Annotated in this window: 13 protein-coding genes; 3 read left to right on the top strand and 10 right to left on the bottom strand. The window is 59.9% G+C overall.

The genetic code is table 11. From position 1 onward, the window contains the following. Window positions 1-174: 174 nt before the first annotated feature. The 7 genes from V6F78_RS05895 to leuC all read right to left on the bottom strand — a co-directional run bounded on the left by V6F78_RS05895 (window position 175) and on the right by leuC (window position 9,342). Window positions 175-2,793 (bottom strand): FimV/HubP family polar landmark protein, encoded by a 2,619-nt coding sequence (locus V6F78_RS05895; protein WP_332726822.1) that lies wholly within the window; start codon window positions 2,791-2,793, stop codon window positions 175-177. Window positions 2,794-2,980: 187 nt separating this feature from the next. After that, the gene (locus tag V6F78_RS05900; RefSeq protein ID WP_048374951.1) at window positions 2,981-3,991 is read right to left on the bottom strand and encodes an aspartate-semialdehyde dehydrogenase; all 1,011 of its coding nucleotides are present in this window, start codon (window positions 3,989-3,991) and stop codon (window positions 2,981-2,983) included. A gap of 151 nt (window positions 3,992-4,142) precedes the next feature. Then, window positions 4,143-5,255 carry an aspartate-semialdehyde dehydrogenase gene (gene asd / locus V6F78_RS05905; protein ID WP_047275568.1) on the bottom strand — a complete coding sequence of 371 codons (1,113 nt, stop codon included), beginning with the start codon at window positions 5,253-5,255 and terminating at the stop codon, window positions 4,143-4,145. Between the two features lie 68 nt (window positions 5,256-5,323). Next, a complete protein-coding gene (gene leuB, locus V6F78_RS05910) occupies window positions 5,324-6,406 on the bottom strand; it encodes a 3-isopropylmalate dehydrogenase (RefSeq protein ID WP_094991154.1) in 1,083 nt (360 codons plus the stop codon). A 67-nt stretch (window positions 6,407-6,473) separates the two neighbouring features. Continuing rightward, a complete protein-coding gene (locus V6F78_RS05915) occupies window positions 6,474-7,241 on the bottom strand; it encodes a class I SAM-dependent methyltransferase (RefSeq protein WP_203305515.1) in 768 nt (255 codons plus the stop codon). Between the two features lie 30 nt (window positions 7,242-7,271). Further along, window positions 7,272-7,913 carry a 3-isopropylmalate dehydratase small subunit gene (leuD, locus tag V6F78_RS05920; RefSeq protein ID WP_047294301.1) on the bottom strand — a complete coding sequence of 214 codons (642 nt, stop codon included), beginning with the start codon at window positions 7,911-7,913 and terminating at the stop codon, window positions 7,272-7,274. A 10-nt stretch (window positions 7,914-7,923) separates the two neighbouring features. After that, the gene (gene leuC / locus V6F78_RS05925; protein WP_047294303.1) at window positions 7,924-9,342 is read right to left on the bottom strand and encodes a 3-isopropylmalate dehydratase large subunit; all 1,419 of its coding nucleotides are present in this window, start codon (window positions 9,340-9,342) and stop codon (window positions 7,924-7,926) included. Window positions 9,343-9,472: 130 nt separating this feature from the next. Between leuC and V6F78_RS05930 the strand changes: the two genes are divergently transcribed. Then, on the top strand, window positions 9,473-10,369 hold the full coding sequence (locus tag V6F78_RS05930) for a LysR family transcriptional regulator (protein WP_047294306.1): 897 nt from the start codon (window positions 9,473-9,475) through the stop codon (window positions 10,367-10,369). A 37-nt stretch (window positions 10,370-10,406) separates the two neighbouring features. Then, the gene (locus V6F78_RS05935) at window positions 10,407-13,667 is read left to right on the top strand and encodes an EAL domain-containing protein (RefSeq protein WP_332726823.1); all 3,261 of its coding nucleotides are present in this window, start codon (window positions 10,407-10,409) and stop codon (window positions 13,665-13,667) included. Between the two features lie 11 nt (window positions 13,668-13,678). Here V6F78_RS05935 and V6F78_RS05940 read toward each other — a convergent pair whose 3' ends face one another. After that, window positions 13,679-14,137 (bottom strand): lipocalin-like domain-containing protein, encoded by a 459-nt coding sequence (locus V6F78_RS05940; RefSeq protein WP_169839523.1) that lies wholly within the window; start codon window positions 14,135-14,137, stop codon window positions 13,679-13,681. A gap of 205 nt (window positions 14,138-14,342) precedes the next feature. Between V6F78_RS05940 and V6F78_RS05945 the strand changes: the two genes are divergently transcribed. Further along, window positions 14,343-15,524: an acetyl-CoA C-acyltransferase family protein gene (locus V6F78_RS05945; protein ID WP_047276448.1), complete on the top strand. Its 1,182-nt coding sequence runs from the start codon at window positions 14,343-14,345 to the stop codon at window positions 15,522-15,524. 97 nt (window positions 15,525-15,621) lie between these two features. Here V6F78_RS05945 and ycaC read toward each other — a convergent pair whose 3' ends face one another. Beyond that, complete coding sequence (gene ycaC / locus V6F78_RS05950; protein WP_047294313.1) at window positions 15,622-16,248, bottom strand: isochorismate family cysteine hydrolase YcaC; 627 nt, start codon at window positions 16,246-16,248, stop codon at window positions 15,622-15,624. 88 nt (window positions 16,249-16,336) lie between these two features. Next, window positions 16,337-17,203: a pirin family protein gene (locus tag V6F78_RS05955; protein WP_047282711.1), complete on the bottom strand. Its 867-nt coding sequence runs from the start codon at window positions 17,201-17,203 to the stop codon at window positions 16,337-16,339. Between the last annotated feature and the right edge of the window lie 92 nt (window positions 17,204-17,295).

Raw genomic sequence — 17,295 nt, forward strand, 5'->3', positions numbered from 1 at the left:
AATTTGCCAAGGACTTACAGCCTGCTCATGTACGCAAAGGCGGGCATTATAAGGCGCACGCGCCAAGACGCCATGAAACAAATACGCCACACCAATAATTAGACACACCCGCGCGCCCTCGCAAAAACGACAACGGCAGCCACCCTGGCTGCCGTTGGCATGGCGGGCTGGCGATCAGACCAACCCAGACAACATCTCTTTGGCCTCGGCCTGCTGCGCAGTGTTCCCTTCGCCAAGCACTTCAATCAGGATGTCACGCGCACCCTCCGCATCGCCCATATCGATATACGCTTGCGCCAAATCGAGCTTGGTAGCGGTTTCGTCCGTGCCGGACAGGAAGTCGAACTCGGGTTCATCGCCCTGCTCCACCGCATCGTCAGCAGCGAATTTGTCGGTATCGACAAACGGCTCGGCAATCGGTGGATGCTCCAGGCTTTGCGACAAACGCTCCAGCTCGGCATTCACTTCATCCAGCTCCACCGAAAAGCTGTCAGGCGCCGCCGGTGCCTCTTCGTCCGCCAATGACAGGTCGAAATCCGCGGGCAGATCCAGATCATCGACGCCATTGATGTCGAATAACGGCGTCTCGGCATCAGACAACCCCTTGAGCTCGTCTTCCAGACCCAGCACATCCTCATCCGCCAGGGTCGGAGCAGAAAGCTCATCGTCCGGCAGGTTCAAATCAAAGTCAGCAAGGTCATCATGGGCGGCCTGGGCTTCAGCCTGCTGGGCGAGCACGGCCTCAAAGCTCAACTCATCATCGGCAGGTGCCGGAGCCTGAGGCTCCACAGTCGGAGCAACCACCGCTGGGGATGCAGCCTCCAGATCATCCAGACTCAGATCGAAATCTTCATCGAATGCCTCGCTCACCGGCTCGGCGGAAACGGGCGCCTCTGCATTCGGCTCTTCCTGAAGCATGTCTTTGACGAACTGGGCATCCAGCTCGGCAGCCAGGGCCGCCGAAGCAATACCGGCAGCGGCGGCAGCTGCCATGGCCGGGTAGCGCGCCTTGAGCTGCTCGACTTCAGCGTGGTTTTTGCCATTGGCAACCAACTGGCGCTCCTGGGCAATAAACGCATCACGCTCGCCCAGTTCGCCATAGACCTGCATCAGCTTCAGACGCAAATCACTGCGTTGCGGCGCCTGCTCAATGGCTGAGGTGAGCAGCTCTTGCGCCTCATTGAATTGGCGGCGGGTAATCAGGTGTTCGGCTTCGTTCAGCACATCGCTGTCGGGTTTGGACTGTGTGGCCGCTGCCACGACTGCCGCCGCGGCGACAGTGGCTGCCGCAACCGCGGGAGCCACAGACTCAACAACTGGTGCAGGTGCAGGTGCAGGTGCAGGTGCAGGTGCAGGTGCAGGTGCAGGTGCAGGTGCGAGCTTGACGCTTGGAGGCGGAACTTCAAGGCCTTCAAAGCTGCTTTCCGGCATATCCAGATCAGCCGCAAAATCCGACTCTTCTTCCAGAGCACGCGCCATGCGCAGGTGTTTTTCGGCGGCCTGTTGCGCTTTACGGCGACGCGCCAGCAGCAACATCAGCAGTAACAACAGCAACACGGCCCCGCCACCGACCAGACCCAACAGCAACGGACTGGCCAGCAGGTCCTGAATACTGCGTTCCTGGTCTTGTGCGTCATCCACCGGCGCCGGAGGGACGGCGGTAGCCGGTGTTCCTTCAGTGGCTGGCGGAATGTCGGCTTCGGGGGCATCGGCTGCCTGCGCCGCCAATTGCGCCGGAATCGCCGCAGCAGGATCGGTTGGCACAGGCTCAGCCTGCAGCTTGGCCAACTGATCGTTTTTCAACTCAATCAAACGTTGCAACTTGTCGAGCTGGCTTTGCAGATCCTGCATCCGGCTTTTCAGCTCGGCATTCTCTCGACGGCTGGCATCCAGGCCTTCCTGGGTCATCGCCAGCTTGTCGCTTAAATGTTTGACATCACCTGCCGCGCCTTTGCCAGCCCCCTTGGCCGCCTGCCCTGAGACCAGGCTCAAATTGTCGCCCACCGCCTCTTTGGGCGTTGCCAGCGCCGGGGTTTTACGCCCGGTTGCATCCAACTGCTGGGCCAACGGCACAGTGCGACGCCCGCTGCGCCAGTCGGCGTTCTGCGAGGCCACTTCAGCCAAGGCTTTGGCGTGCGGTAATTGGGTGCTTTGCGACGCATCCGGCAAGCGCAGCACCTGACCGGTTTTCAGGCGGTTGATGTTGCCATTGATAAACGCATCGGGATTAAGCGCCTGAATCGCCAGCATGGTTTGCTGGACGGACCCACCGTTGCGCGCCTTCGCGGCAATTTCCCAAAGGGTGTCACGGGCACTGGTGGTGTATTGCGCCGGGCTGCCCGCAGGTGCAGCCGCCGGGGTGGCTGCAGCAGCGGCAGCCGTTTGCGGCGAAAATTTGGCCGGGTCAAGCAACACGCTGTAATCGCGCAGCAAGCGGCCATTGGGCCACATGACCTGCACCAGAAATTTGACGAAAGGTTCTGACAGCGGCTGACTGGAGGTCACACGCAACACGCTTTTGCCCTCCGGATTGATCACCGGGGTAAAGCGCAGGTCATCCAGAAACGCAGGGCGCTGAACGCCTGCCTTGGAGAACTCTTCAGCCGGTGCCAGGCTGGGGACCACTTCGGCAGCAGTCAAGTCCTTGACATCCAGCAATTCGATTTCAGCCAGCAGCGGCTGGTTCTGCGTCGACTTCAGCGTCAGCTCCCCGAGCCCAAGCGCCTGTGCCATGCCGGATGACAGCGCCGAAGCGGCGGCGATTGCTAACACTAATTTGCGAACTTGAACCATAGCCTCTTCCTTATTGGTACAGACCCCGTCCTACGGGATCTGTATAGCTGCTGCCTGAAGACCCCGCCCGGATTACACCACCACCGGGTCGGTTCTCCTATTACGCCTTGCGAGCCCTGACAGCAACTGAACTGCAACGATTGGCCGTCTGGCTAGAATCATTTTGCAAATTGACGCCAAGTATCTTTTACAGTTGGTCTTTTATCAACAACTCGGCCACCTGCACGGCATTCAAGGCGGCGCCTTTTCGTACGTTATCTGACGTCAACCACAAATTAAGTTCAGAAGTATCGTCAACTCCGTGACGAACACGGCCTACATACACAACGTCCTGACCGACCGCATCCCCCACAGCTGTAGGATAGTCGCCCGCCTCGACCAGTTCGATGCTATCGGCTGCTTCGAGCAATGCATTAACCGCGTCCAGATCCACCGGGCCTGCCAATTGCACCGAGACGCTGAAGCTGTCGCCAAAAAACACCGGCGCCTGCACGCAGGTTACCGACACCTTAAGCCCAGGCATGCCCAGCACGTCGCGCAGTTCGCTGACCAGACGCTTCTCCAGCGGCACATGGCCCTGGGCATCTGGCTTGCCAACCTGCGCCAGCAAATTGAACGCCATTTGCCGGTCAAAGAAGGTCGACTCCAAAGGGCGCAAATTAAGCAGCTCTGCCGTCTGACGCGCCAGCTCCGACACCGCTTCACGCCCTTGTGCCGAGACCGCCAGGCACGCGGTGACATTCACCCGCTGAATGTCCAGCAGCCCACGCAAAGGGGCCAGCACCACCGCCAGCGCTGTCGCCGAAGGGCTTGGGCTACTGACTTGTACGGGTTTGGGTAAACCTTGCAGCTTCTGCGCATTGGCCTCCGGCACGACCTGAGGCGCCTGAGCCTGCGCCAAGGCCCCCGACAGGTCGATGACGGCACACCCCGCTGCACGGGCTTTGTCGGCGAAACTCAACGTGACCGCAGGCCCGGCCGCAAAAAACACCATGCGTACCTGAGTGAAATCAAATGCGTCGACTTCACGCACCCGCACGTTCTTGCCCCGGTAAGGCACCGAACTTCCGGCAGACTCCAGACTGGCCAGCAAATGCAGCTCACCGACGGGAAAATCACGCTCTTCAAGGATGTGCACAATGGTTTCGCCGACAGTGCCGGTGGCGCCAACGACGGCGATATCAAAGGACTGGTTCATGGATCTACCTCAGGCGAAACAGTGGGAGCGGCACTGTACCGGGCGCCACCCCGCCAGGCAACGCACAGCGCGCTGTAAAGGGTGTGCATCGTCGGCGCACAAAAAAACCCGCGCCTCGTGCGAGGGGCGGGTCTGAAATCACCGGCGCGGATTAACGCTCCAGCAAAATCCGCAGCATGCGGCGCAGCGGTTCGGCCGCGCCCCACAACAACTGGTCACCGACCGTGAAGGCGCCGAGGAACTGCGACCCCATGTTCAGCTTGCGCAGACGGCCGACTGGCACGTTCAGGGTGCCGGTGACTTTGGTCGGGCTCAGCTCCTGCATGCTGATTTCACGCTGATTGGGCACCAGCTTGACCCAAGGGTTGTGCTGGCTGATCAGCCCTTCGATGTCGGCAATCGGCACATCTTTGTTCAACTTGATGGTCAACGCCTGGCTGTGGCAACGCATGGCGCCGATGCGCACGCAAATGCCGTCAACCGGAATCGGGTTTTTGAAGCGACCCAGAATCTTGTTGGTTTCGGCCTGCGCCTTCCACTCTTCACGACTCTGGCCGTTAGGCAGTTCTTTGTCGATCCACGGGATCAGGCTGCCTGCCAGCGGCACACCGAAGTGCTCGGTCGGGTACGCATCGCTGCGCATGGCCTGCGCCACTTTGCGGTCGATGTCGAGAATGGCGCTGGCCGGGTTGGCCAGTTCATCGGCGACTGCGGCGTGGGTTGCGCCCATTTGCTTGATCAGCTCGCGCATGTTCTGCGCGCCGGCACCGGAAGCCGCCTGATAGGTCATGGCGCTCATCCATTCCACCAGACCGGCCTCGAACAGACCGCCCAGGCCCATCAGCATCAAACTCACGGTGCAGTTGCCGCCCACGTAGTTCTTGGTGCCGGCATCCAGCTGCTGGTCAATCACCTTGCGGTTGACCGGGTCCAGAATAATGACCGCGTCATCCTGCATGCGCAGGCTCGATGCAGCATCGATCCAATAACCTTGCCAGCCTGCCTCACGCAGCTTCGCAAACACCTCAGTGGTGTAGTCGCCGCCCTGGCAGGTCAGGATCACATCGAGGGTTTTCAACTCTTCAATGTTGTAGGCATCCTTGAGCGGAGCAATATCCTTGCCCACGGACGGACCTTGTCCACCGACATTGGAGGTGGTGAAAAACACCGGCTCAATAAGATCGAAATCCTGCTCTTCCAGCATCCGCTGCATGAGCACGGAACCGACCATACCGCGCCAACCGACCAGACCTACACGTTTCATCGCAACTACACCTTTAACAAAAAGTGGGGTCGTTACTTCCACCAACAGGAAGTAACGGGCCCGAGAGATTACAGATTCTGCAGCGCGGCGACTACTGCATCGCCCATTTCCTGTGTACCGACCTTGGTACACCCCGCCGACCAGATGTCACCCGTACGCAAACCCTGATCCAGAACCAGGCTGACCGCCTGCTCGATGGCATCGGCGGCTGCCTGCTGATTGAAGCTGTAACGCAGCATCATGGAGACCGACAAAATCGTGGCCAGCGGGTTGGCAATGCCCTGCCCCGCGATGTCCGGCGCAGAACCGTGGCACGGCTCGTACATGCCCTTGTTATTGGCATCCAGAGAGGCCGACGGCAGCATGCCGATGGAGCCGGTGAGCATCGATGCCTCGTCGGAGAGGATGTCGCCGAACAGGTTGTCGGTGACGATCACGTCGAACTGCTTGGGCGCGCGCACCAGTTGCATCGCGGCATTGTCGACGTACATGTGGCTCAATTCGACGTCCGGGTACTCCTTGGCCACTTGCTCGACAACTTCACGCCACAGCTGGCTGGACGCCAATACGTTGGCCTTGTCGACTGAGCACAACTTCTTGCCGCGCACTCGGGCCATGTCGAAACCGACCCGCGCAATGCGGCGAATTTCGCTTTCGCTGTAGGGCAGCGTGTCGTAGGCCTGACGCTCGCCATTGTCCAGCTCGCGGGTTCCGCGTGGCGCACCGAAGTAAATGCCGCCGGTCAATTCGCGGACGATCAGGATGTCCAGGCCCGCGACGATTTCCGGTTTGAGGCTCGATGCGTCCGCCAGTTGCGGGTAAAGGATCGCAGGACGCAGGTTGCCGAACAGCCCCAACTGCGCACGAATTTTCAGCAGGCCCCGTTCAGGACGGATGTCACGTTCGAGGGTGTCCCATTTAGGGCCGCCCACCGCGCCCAACAGTACCGCGTCCGCCGCACGGGCACGGGCCAGGGTCTCATCGGCCAGCGGCACACCATGCTGGTCGATGGCGGCGCCGCCGATCACGTCATGGGTCAACGCGAAGTCGAGTTGAAACTTGTCGCTGGCCAGCTCCAGCACCTTGACCGCCTGAGCCATGATTTCTGGACCAATGCCGTCACCTGGAAGAATCAGAATCTGCTTGCTCATGGGTTCCTCTTTTTTGTCTGTCGATGCCCCCGCAGGCGCATCCGAAAATTTTAATCGTGTGACGCGCTTACTTTTCGCACCACAGCACCAGCACATCGGTACTGAACGAGCCATCGGCGTCAATCTCGAAATACTCACGCACTTCGGCGCCCATGGACTGTTGCAAGGCGAGGATGGCGTGGCTCAGGGTGTCGGGCGTGCGCATACGGGCAATCCAGGAGCCGAACTCTAATCGCAAACGCTGGCGCTGCGTACTGCGCGTGTGCAACCCCGCCTGGCTGACCTGCTCAAGCCACTCACCCGCCGCGTAATCGCGCACATGGCTGGTGTCGCGCAACACTTCAACCGTTTGCAAATACGTGTCAAACAACGGGCTGCCCGGCGACATCACGTCAATGAACGCAGCGACACCGCCGGGCTTGAGTACCCGCCGTACTTCGCGCAAGGCCTGACCGAGATCGCTCCAGTGATGGGCCGAATAACGGCTCAGCACGTAATCGAACTCGCCGTCAGCAAAGGGCAAGCGCTCTGCGGCGCCGCGTACGGTGCGGATATTCGGCAACTCGCGCTCAAGGGCCGCGCGACTCACCACATCCAGCATCTGCTGCGAAAGGTCGTAAGCGACCACCTCCTGGACCTGCGACGCTACGTGAAAACTGACGTGCCCGGCCCCGCAGCCCAGGTCCAGCACCCGCGCCGCCGACTTGCCGGCCAACTCCGCCTGGAGCAGCGCAAACTCGGCGCCCTGGGCATGAACAGTGCTGTTCAGGTAGGCCGACGCCTGCTCACCGAACTGTTTCTGTACGACTTGACTGTGCTGAGCGGTGCGGGTCATTGGAGTGTCCTTCAGGTCATGGGCTTGCAATCAGTCGCGAAACAACCAGGGCTGACTGGCGCGATGCTTGCTCTCAAACGCAGCGATGGCATCGCCATCCTGCAAGGTCAAACCGATGTCATCCAGACCGTTAAGCAGGCAGTGCTTGCGGAACGCATCGATTTCAAAGCTCAGCACTTTGCCGTCCGGGCGGGTGACCGTCTGCGCCTCAAGGTCGATCTTGAGCTGATAACCCGGTGCGGCTTCAACCTGAGCAAACAGTTCGTCAATCTCCGCGTCGCTCAGGATGATCGGCAACAAACCGTTCTTAAAGCTGTTATTGAAGAAGATATCGGCATAACTCGGCGCGATGATGCTGCGAAATCCATATTCTTCCAGCGCCCACGGTGCGTGTTCACGGCTTGAGCCGCAGCCGAAGTTTTCACGCGCCAGCAACACGCTGGCGCCCTGGTAACGCTCGGCATTGAGCACGAAATCTTTGTTCAATGGCCGTTTGGAGTTGTCCTGATAAGGCTGGCCCACGTCCAGGTAGCGCCACTCATCAAACAGGTTGGGGCCGAACCCGGTGCGCTTGATGGATTTCAAAAACTGCTTGGGAATGATCTGGTCCGTGTCCACATTGGCACGGTCCAAAGGCGCAACAAGACCGGTGTGCTGGGTAAAAGCTTTCATGCTGCGCTCCTTAAATCAATTCGCGGACGTCGATGAAACGACCATTTACCGCCGCGGCAGCGGCCATTGCCGGGCTCACCAAGTGGGTGCGGCCTCCGGCGCCCTGACGCCCTTCAAAGTTACGGTTGGAGGTCGAAGCGCAATGCTCGCCCGACTCAAGGCGGTCAGGGTTCATCGCCAGACACATCGAGCACCCCGGCTCACGCCATTCGAAACCCGCTTCAAGGAAAATCCTGTCCAGCCCTTCAGCTTCCGCCTGAGCCTTTACCAACCCCGAGCCTGGCACCACAATCGCCTGCTTGATGGTCGAGGCCACCTTGCGGCCTTTGGCGATCACGGCCGCCGCGCGCAAGTCTTCAATGCGCGAGTTGGTGCACGATCCGATGAACACACGATCCAGCTGGATATCCGTAATCGCCTGATTGGCGCTTAACCCCATGTACTTCAACGCACGCTCAATCGAACCGCGCTTGACCAGATCGGTTTCCTGCGCCGGATCGGGCACATTCTGATCCACGGCCAACACCATTTCCGGCGAAGTGCCCCAGCTGACCTGCGGCTTGATCCGGGTCGCATCCAGTTCGACCACCGTGTCGAAAACTGCGTCGGCATCCGACACCAATGATTTCCAGGCCTCAACCGCCTGGTTCCACTCCTCGCCTTTGGGGGCGAACGGGCGGCCCTTGACGTAATCGACTGTCTTCTCATCGGCGGCCACCAGACCGACGCGCGCGCCCGCCTCAATGGCCATGTTGCAAATGGTCATGCGGCCTTCAACGGACAAGTCGCGAATCGCGCTTCCGGCGAACTCAATGGCGTGGCCATTGCCACCGGCCGTGCCGATTTTGCCGATGACCGCGAGCACGATGTCCTTGGCTGTCACCCCAAATGGCAGTTGGCCTTCTACGCGCACCAACATGTTCTTCATTTTTTTAGCGACAAGGCATTGGGTGGCCAGTACGTGTTCGACCTCAGACGTGCCAATACCGTGGGCCAAGGCGCCGAACGCGCCATGGGTCGAGGTGTGCGAGTCGCCGCAGACCACGGTCATGCCCGGCAATGTGGCGCCCTGCTCAGGGCCGATCACGTGAACGATGCCCTGACGCACGTCGTTCATTTTGAATTCGGTGATGCCGTACTCGTCGCAGTTGTCGTCCAGGGTTTGCACTTGCAAACGGGAAACCTGATCGGCAATCGCTTCAATCCCGCCTTTGCGCTCCGGCGTGGTCGGTACGTTATGGTCCGGGGTCGCGATATTGGCATCGATGCGCCAAGGCTTGCGCCCTGCCAGACGCAAGCCTTCGAACGCTTGCGGCGAGGTCACTTCATGAATGATGTGACGGTCGATATAGATCAGCGCCGATCCATCGTCGCGCTGCTTGACCAAATGCGAATCCCAGAGCTTGTCGTAGAGCGTTTTGCCGGCCATCACACGGTTCCTCATCAGCTACTTTCTGTGCCAATAACCACTTGGCTTGTGAGGTCGATCCTATGGCGCTAAGGTTAATAACTCAAATTCATAATTTTTATAGTTTGGATAACCAAAGGGAATTCGAAACATGGACCTCGCAAATCTCAATGCCTTCATTGCGATTGCAGAAACCGGCAGCTTTTCAGGTGCCGCCGAACGGTTGTTCCTGACCCAGCCGGCGATCAGCAAACGCATCGCCAGCATTGAGCAACAACTCAAGCTCAGGCTGTTCGACCGACTCGGCCGTGAAGTCAGCCTGACCGAGGCCGGACGTGCGCTGCTGCCCCGCGCCTATCAAATACTTAACGTGTTGGACGACACCCGCCGTGCGCTCAACAACCTCAACGGAGAGGTGAGCGGTCGCCTGACACTGGCTACCAGCCACCATATTGGCTTGCACCGCTTGCCGCCCCTGCTGCGTGAATTCACCCGCACTTACCCCAAGGTCGCGCTGGATATTCAGTTTCTCGATTCAGAAGTGGCCTACGAAGAAATCCTCCATGGCCGCGCCGAACTGGCGGTCATTACCCTGGCGCCCGAACCGCATTCACTGATCCGCGCCGTGCCGGTGTGGGATGATCCGCTGGATTTTGTCGTCGCACCTGAGCACTCGCTGACCCACAAAGGGCCGATCAGCCTGGCAGACATCGCGCACCACCCGGCGGTGTTTCCGGGTGGTAACACCTTTACCCACCACATCGTGCAGCGCCTGTTCGAGGCCCAAGGGTTGACCCCCAATATCGCCATGAGCACCAACTACCTGGAAACCATCAAAATGATGGTGTCCATCGGTCTGGCCTGGAGCGTGCTGCCGCGCACCATGCTCGACGAACAAGTGGCATCGATCCGCTTGCCGGGCATACAACTGACGCGCCAACTAGGCTATATCTTGCATACCGAACGCACTTTATCGAATGCCGCACACGCTTTCATGACACTGCTAGATGGTCAGGTCGATACCCGGCACACTGCGCCTGACACATGACCGTACTGTCGCTTTTTCCGTTCAAGGACCGCAGCCAATGCCAACACCCGCTGACCCTGTGCACCTTACAAGCGGTTTGCCCTCTACCGATCCGGTAGCGCTGGAACAAAACTGGCGTCAGACCCCCCAATTGCTCGCCGCGCTCAAGGCGGCGCAATTGGGTGCATGGTGCTGGGACATGGAAAGCGGCGACATCAGTTGGTCCGAAGGCTCTCACGCCTTGTTCGGTCTGCCGGCAACCCGGACCTTGCCGGGCAACCTCAGTCAGTTATCGGCCTTGCCGTTCGACGATTGGCCCAAGGCGCAGCAGGCCTTTGATGCGGTGCTCAAAAATGCCCCCCTGGAGCGCAGCACTCACCACCGCATTCGCTGGCCGGATGGCACCCTGCACTGGCTGGAGATCCGGGGCAGCCGGGTGCCGACCGCCGATGGCAAGCCGCGCATGATGGGCGTCCTGCAAGAAGTCACCCAACAACGCCAGCGCCAGCAAGCCCTAAACAACTCGGAAGAGCGCTTTGCCACCCTGTTTCACCTGTCACCGCACATGGTGCTGCTGGTGCGCCTTGAAGACGGGCTGATCAGCGAAGCCAACCATTGCTTTGAAAGCCTGCTCGGCTGGCCGGTTCAGCACGCCATTGGCCGGACCACGCTGGAGTTGGGGCTGTGGCCCGACCCGCAGCAACGCAACGCTTTCATCCAGGCGATCCGCCGCGAACTGGCACCGGTGGACATGGAAGTGCAATTGCGCGGCCGTAACGGCCAGTTGCATGGCGGGATCCTCAGCGCCCAAAAAGTCGAACTGGAGGGTGAGGAATACCTGGTCAGCACTTTTCTCGACACCAGCGAACGCATCAAGGCCGAGCAAGCGCTCAAGGACAGTCAGGAGCGACTGGACCTGGCCCTCGATTCAGCACAGATGGGCACCTGGGACTGGCACATTCCCAGCGGCCAGCTCTACGGCTCGGCGCGCGCCGCCCAGTTACACGGTCTGGAGGCTGTGGCGTTCAACGAATCTTTTGAAGCGTTTTTTGAAGGGGTGCCCATCGAGGAACGCTACAACATGCGCAACGCCTACCGCTCCTTGCGCGAAGGCCCGGCCGGTAATTACCAACTGACCTACCGGGTTCAGCTCGAAAACGGTGCCTCGCGTTACCTGGAAAGCCGCGCCCGCCTGTACCGTGACGACGATGGCCAGCCACTGCGCATGGCGGGCACCCTGCTCGACATCACCGAACAAGTGGAGCGCGAGCAACGCCTGATCGCTTCCGAAGAAAAGTTTGCCAGCGTGTTTCAGACCAGCCCCGACCCCATTTGCGTGCTGCAGGCCGTCAGCGGTGAGGTGATGGAGATCAATGCCAGCTTCAGTCAGACCTTTGGCTGGGACATGAACGATCTGCGCGCAGACCCGGACCACCAGGCCACACATTTACGACCCTTGCTGGCTGCCATTCAGGGCCCGGCGCAGCACAACCTGACCGTCTCGTTATTGCACAAAAATACCGACCCCCTGACGTGTGTGGTGTCCAGCCGTTCCATCGAACTGGATGGGCACGCCTGCATGGTCGCCACCTTGCGCGACATCACCCAGCAACAACGGGCCGAAGCCGTGCTTAAAGCCAGCGAAGAGAAATTCGCCAAGGCGTTTCACTCAAGCCCCGACGCCATCACCATCAGCGACTACGCCACCGGCTGTTACCTGGAGGTCAACGACGGCTTTACCCGGCTGACCGGTTATACCAGCGCCGAAGTCATGGGCCGCAGCCCTTACGAACTGGGGATCTGGGGTGACAGCTCGCTGCGTCAGGCGCTGCTGGACGAACTGGAAGAAAAAGGCCGTATCAGCAACCGTGAAATCCTCGGGCGCTCACGCCGTGGCGATCTGCTTAACGTGGAGATCTCCATCGAACGCATCACCCTCAACGACACCGCTTGCCTGCTGCTGATCGCCCGTGACATCAGTCAATTGAAAGCCGCGCAGGCGCAGGTGCGTCATCTGGCCTATCACGACCCGCTCACCAACCTGCCCAACCGGGCCTTGCTGATGGATCGCCTGACCCAGCAAAGCGCCCTGCTGTCGCGGCATGACATGCGCGGGGCCCTGCTGTTCCTCGACCTGGATCACTTCAAGCACATCAACGACTCGCTCGGGCATCCGGTGGGCGATGCGGTGCTGAAAATCATCACCGCCCGGCTTGAAGCCAGCGTGCGGGTCGAAGACACCGTGGCACGACTGGGCGGCGACGAGTTTGTGGTCCTGCTCAGCGGCCTGCACGGTTCATTGGAGGAAGTGACCCGGCACGTGCGCGCCACGGCCGACACGCTACGCGAATTGTTGGCCGAGCCGATGTTTCTCGATGGCCAGCGCCTGCAAGTCACCCCCAGTATCGGCATCGCGCTGATTCCCGACCACGGCGCCAATCCGGCCGACTTGTTCAAGCGCGCCGACATTGCCCTGTACCGGGCCAAAGATTCGGGGCGCAACACCACGCAACTGTTTCACCCCGACATGCAAGCCGCCGCCAGTGAGCGCATGCGCATCGAAAGTGACTTGCGCACCGCCCTGGCACGCAACGAATTCAGTCTGCACTATCAGCCGCAGGTCGATGCACGCACCCACCGCATCGTGGGCGCCGAAGCGCTGGTGCGCTGGCAACACCCGCAACTGGGTCCGCAGTCGCCAAGCGAGTTCATCAAAATCCTTGAGGACAGCGGGTTAATCCTTGAAGTCGGCACCTGGATTCTGGATCAGGCCTGCCGCGATTTCGGTGCACTGCTCAATGACGGCCTGATCCAGGCCAGAGATTTCAGCTTGTGCGTGAACATCAGCCCGCGCCAGTTTCGCCAGAGCAACTTCGTTGATCGCGTGCAACGCAGCCTGCTGACCCATGACCTGCCCAGTTCCATGCTCAAACTGGAAATCACCGAAGGCATTGTGATCCAGAACCTGGAAGACACCATCGCAAAAATGCATCAGCTCACGGCCATGGGCGTGAGCTTTGCGATGGACGATTTTGGCACCGGTTACTCGTCGCTGACGCACCTTAAGCGCTTGCCGGTCGACACGCTGAAAATTGACCAGTCATTCGTGCGCGATGCCATCAACGACCCGAATGACGCGGAAATCATCCGCGCCATCGTGGCAATGGCCCATAGCCTGCAGCTCAAGGTGGTGGCCGAAGGCGTCGAACGGCAACAGCAATTGCAGTTTTTACAGAGCCTGGAATGCCACATCTATCAGGGCTATTTGCACAGTCGCCCTGTACCGATCGACGCGTTTCGCACCCTGCTGAAGGCCTGACGCCGTAGGGGCTAGAGGTTGGGGTTGACCCGTTTCCAGGCCAGGTTGGCAAGCTTCATCGAGCCATTGAAGTTCACGGGCACGTCCGGCGCCAGATACAACATGTCGCCTTCAATGCGGCAGGTACGCACTTGACGTTGCCCACGCCAGTTAGGAAAGAAGCTGACAAACATTTCGTGCTCCAGCAGTCCGCACGCTTCATCCACATAAAACGGGCCGCTGTAGGCAAAGTACGTTTTACCCGCTTCTTTGTACTCATGTTCACTGGCATCAAACGGGTCATTGCTGACCAGGTCATTGCGGCCGGGCGGACAGAATTGCGCCGACATATAGCCGTCAGGCGTATACAGGATGATCCCTTCCGGGGTCGTGCCCATGGGGTGGGATTCAACACCGGTGTTGGTATCGCGCTCCACAAAACTCACCAGTTTCCAGGCGCCGATTAGCGCATTTCGGTCTACGGTAGACATGGCATGCATTTCCTTTGCATCGGGATGGGAGAGCAAGGCCTGATCGCCAGGCTCCGCGAAACCGACAGCGTAGACGGCGAAGCGGCAACGTCCATCTATAGGCATTGCCACTTATCGAATTCCCCCTCAAACGGACTAGTCCGCAGCCGTTGGCGCTGTGAAATAATCCGGCCCCACAGATCAACAAGAACAATAAGGACGCCTCATGCACACCTCTGACATCTTTATCCTCAGCGCTCGGCGCACCGCCATTGGCACCTTCGGCGGCGCGCTGAAAGACGTGCCCCTGTGCGACCTCGCCACCGTTGCCGTGACGGCCGCGCTGTCCAGCAGTCAGGTTGATCCCGAACGCATCGGCCACGTGGTAATGGGCAATGTCATCCCTACCGACCCCCACGACGCCTACGTGGCGCGGGTCGCGGCGATCCGCGCGGGCATCCCCAAAGAGACCCCGGCCTTCAACGTCAATCGCCTCTGCGGCTCGGGCCTGCAAGCCGTGATTTCAGCAGCCCACACCGTGATGCTCGGTGACGCCGAATTTGCCATCGGCGCCGGGGTAGAATCCATGAGCCGCGGGCCCTACCTGCTGCCTGCTGCACGCTGGGGCGCGCGCATGGGCAACGGGCTGATGCAGGACTACATGCTCGGGGTGCTGCACGATCCGTTTCAAGGCATGCACATGGGCATCACTGCCGAGAACATCGCTGAACGCAACGGCATCAACCGCGAAACCCAGGATGCCCTGGCCTACGCCGATCAGCAGCGCGCCGCACATGCACTCGAACACCACTTTTTTGATCAGCAAATAGCCCCGGTCGAGATCACGACACGCAAAGGCAGCACGCTGTTCAGTGTCGATGAACACCCGCGCGCCACCACCCTTGAGCAATTGGCAAGCATGCGCCCGGCCTTCAAGAAAGATGGCACGGTCACGGCCGGTAACGCCTCGGGCCTGAACGATGGTGCCGCAGCCCTGGTGTTGGCCAGCGCCAGCGCCGTGACCTCGGGCAACCTCGCGCCCCTGGCGCGCCTGGTGGCGTACGCCCATGCCGGGGTGGAACCGGAACTGATGGGGCTGGGCCCGATTCCGGCGACGCAACTGGCCCTGAAACGCGCTGGTTTGAGCATTAACGACATGGACGTGATCGAAGCCAATATCGCCTTCGCAGCCCAAGCCTGCGCCGTGATGCAAGCGCTGGACATGGACCCGGCCAAGGTCAACCCCAATGGTTCAGGCATCGCGCTGGGCCATCCGGTGGGCGCAACCGGCGCGATCATTGCGACCAAGGCCATTCATGAATTGCACCGCATTCAGGGCCGCTACGCATTGGCCACCATGTGCATTGGCGGTGGACAGGGCATCGCGGTGATTTTCGAACGGGTCTGACTGCTTGGCGGCTAGCGCCTAGGTGCGGGATATCTGGCGGGAATGACACATAGAAGCGCAAGGAAGCTGACGCGTTGAGCGTCAGCTTCCTTGACGGTTACTTGCCAGCCGTCAGGGTGGTGTAACTGGTGATCAGGTTGCGGTAGTCCGGGATGTGGTTGGAGAACAGCGCCCCCAGCCCTTCCACATCGTTGCGCCAGTCGCGGTGCAGCTCACAGGCCAGGCCGAACCAGGTCATCAACTGCGCACCGGAGGCCGACATACGATCCCACGCCGAGTGGCGAGTGATTTCGTTGAACGTTCCGGACGCGTCCGTCACCACAAACACTTCATACCCTTGCGCCAGCGCCGAGAGCGCCGGAAAGGCCACGCACACCTCGGTCACCACGCCCGCAATGATCAGTTGCTTTTTGCCTGTGGCCTTGACGGCCTTGACGAAATCTTCGTTGTCCCAAGCGTTGATCTGCCCCGGCCGGGCGATGTAAGGCGCGTCGGGGAACTGCGCTTTCAACTCCGGCACCAGCGGGCCGTTGGGGCCTGTTTCAAAACTGGTGGTCAAAATGGTCGGCAACTTGAAATACGCGGCCAGATCGGCCAGTGCCAACACGTTGTTCTTGAACTTGTCAGGGTCGATGTCCCTGACCAACGACAGCAAACCCGCCTGATGATCCACCAACAAAACGGCGGCATTGTCCTTGTCCAAACGCTTGTAAGAAGTCGTCACAGGGTGTTCCTCTCATGGGTGATTCAAAAAAACGGGCCATGACCCTTCATGGCCCGGACGTGCGGTTTAACGCGTTGCAACACTCAGATCAGGCGGGCATACGACCAAAACGGCCCGACTGAAAATCCACAAACGCCTGCTCAATCTCGGCCTCGCTGTTCATCACAAACGGGCCGTGACCGACGATGGGCTCGTCAATCGGTTCGCCGCTAAGGATCAAGAACACCGCATCCTGATCAGCATCGACATGCACCTGAGTGCCATCTCGATCGAACAAAGCCAACTGGCCTTCGCGTGCCATCTCTTGGCCATTCAGTTGCACGGCGCCCTTGAGCACCACCAGTGCGGTGTTGTGGCCTTCGTGCAGATCAAACGTAGCCGACTTGCCCGCCTGCAACCGGATATCCCACACCTGGATGTCAGTAAAGGTGTGCGCCGGGCCACGGAGACCGTCGAATTCGCCGGCAATCAGGCGCAGACGTCCGGCGTTGTCCTTGAGGGCTACATCCGGGATGTCCCGGTCCAGAATGCCCTGATAACCCGGTGCGGCCATTTTGTCTTTGGCGGGCAAGTTGACCCACAACTGAACCATCTCCAGGGTGCCGCCACGGCGGGCGAATGCCTCGGAATGGAATTCTTCATGCAAGATCCCGGACGCCGCCGTCATCCATTGCACATCACCGGGGCCGATCACCCCACCGTTACCGGTGGAATCGCGGTGTTCGACTTCGCCCTTGTAAACGATGGTGACGGTTTCAAACCCGCGATGCGGGTGTTGCCCTACGCCGCGACGCTGGGTAGTCGGCGTGAATTCGGCGGGTCCTGCGTAATCCAGTAACAGGAATGGGCTGATGTGTTTACCCATCTGGTCGTAAGAAAACATCGTGCGTACCGGGAAACCATCACCGACCCAGTGGCCACGCGGCGCTGTGTAAATGCCAAGAATGTGTTTCATCGTGTACCTCCTGTAATTCATGGCAACAGCTTAGATTCGATGCATTTTGTCGACTAGACTGCATTTTTGAACCTTAGCGTTCTATTTGGAGA

Origin of the sequence: Pseudomonas sp. ESBL9 (assembly GCF_036668715.1) — a bacterium.
GTDB lineage: Bacteria > Pseudomonadota > Gammaproteobacteria > Pseudomonadales > Pseudomonadaceae > Aquipseudomonas > Aquipseudomonas lundensis.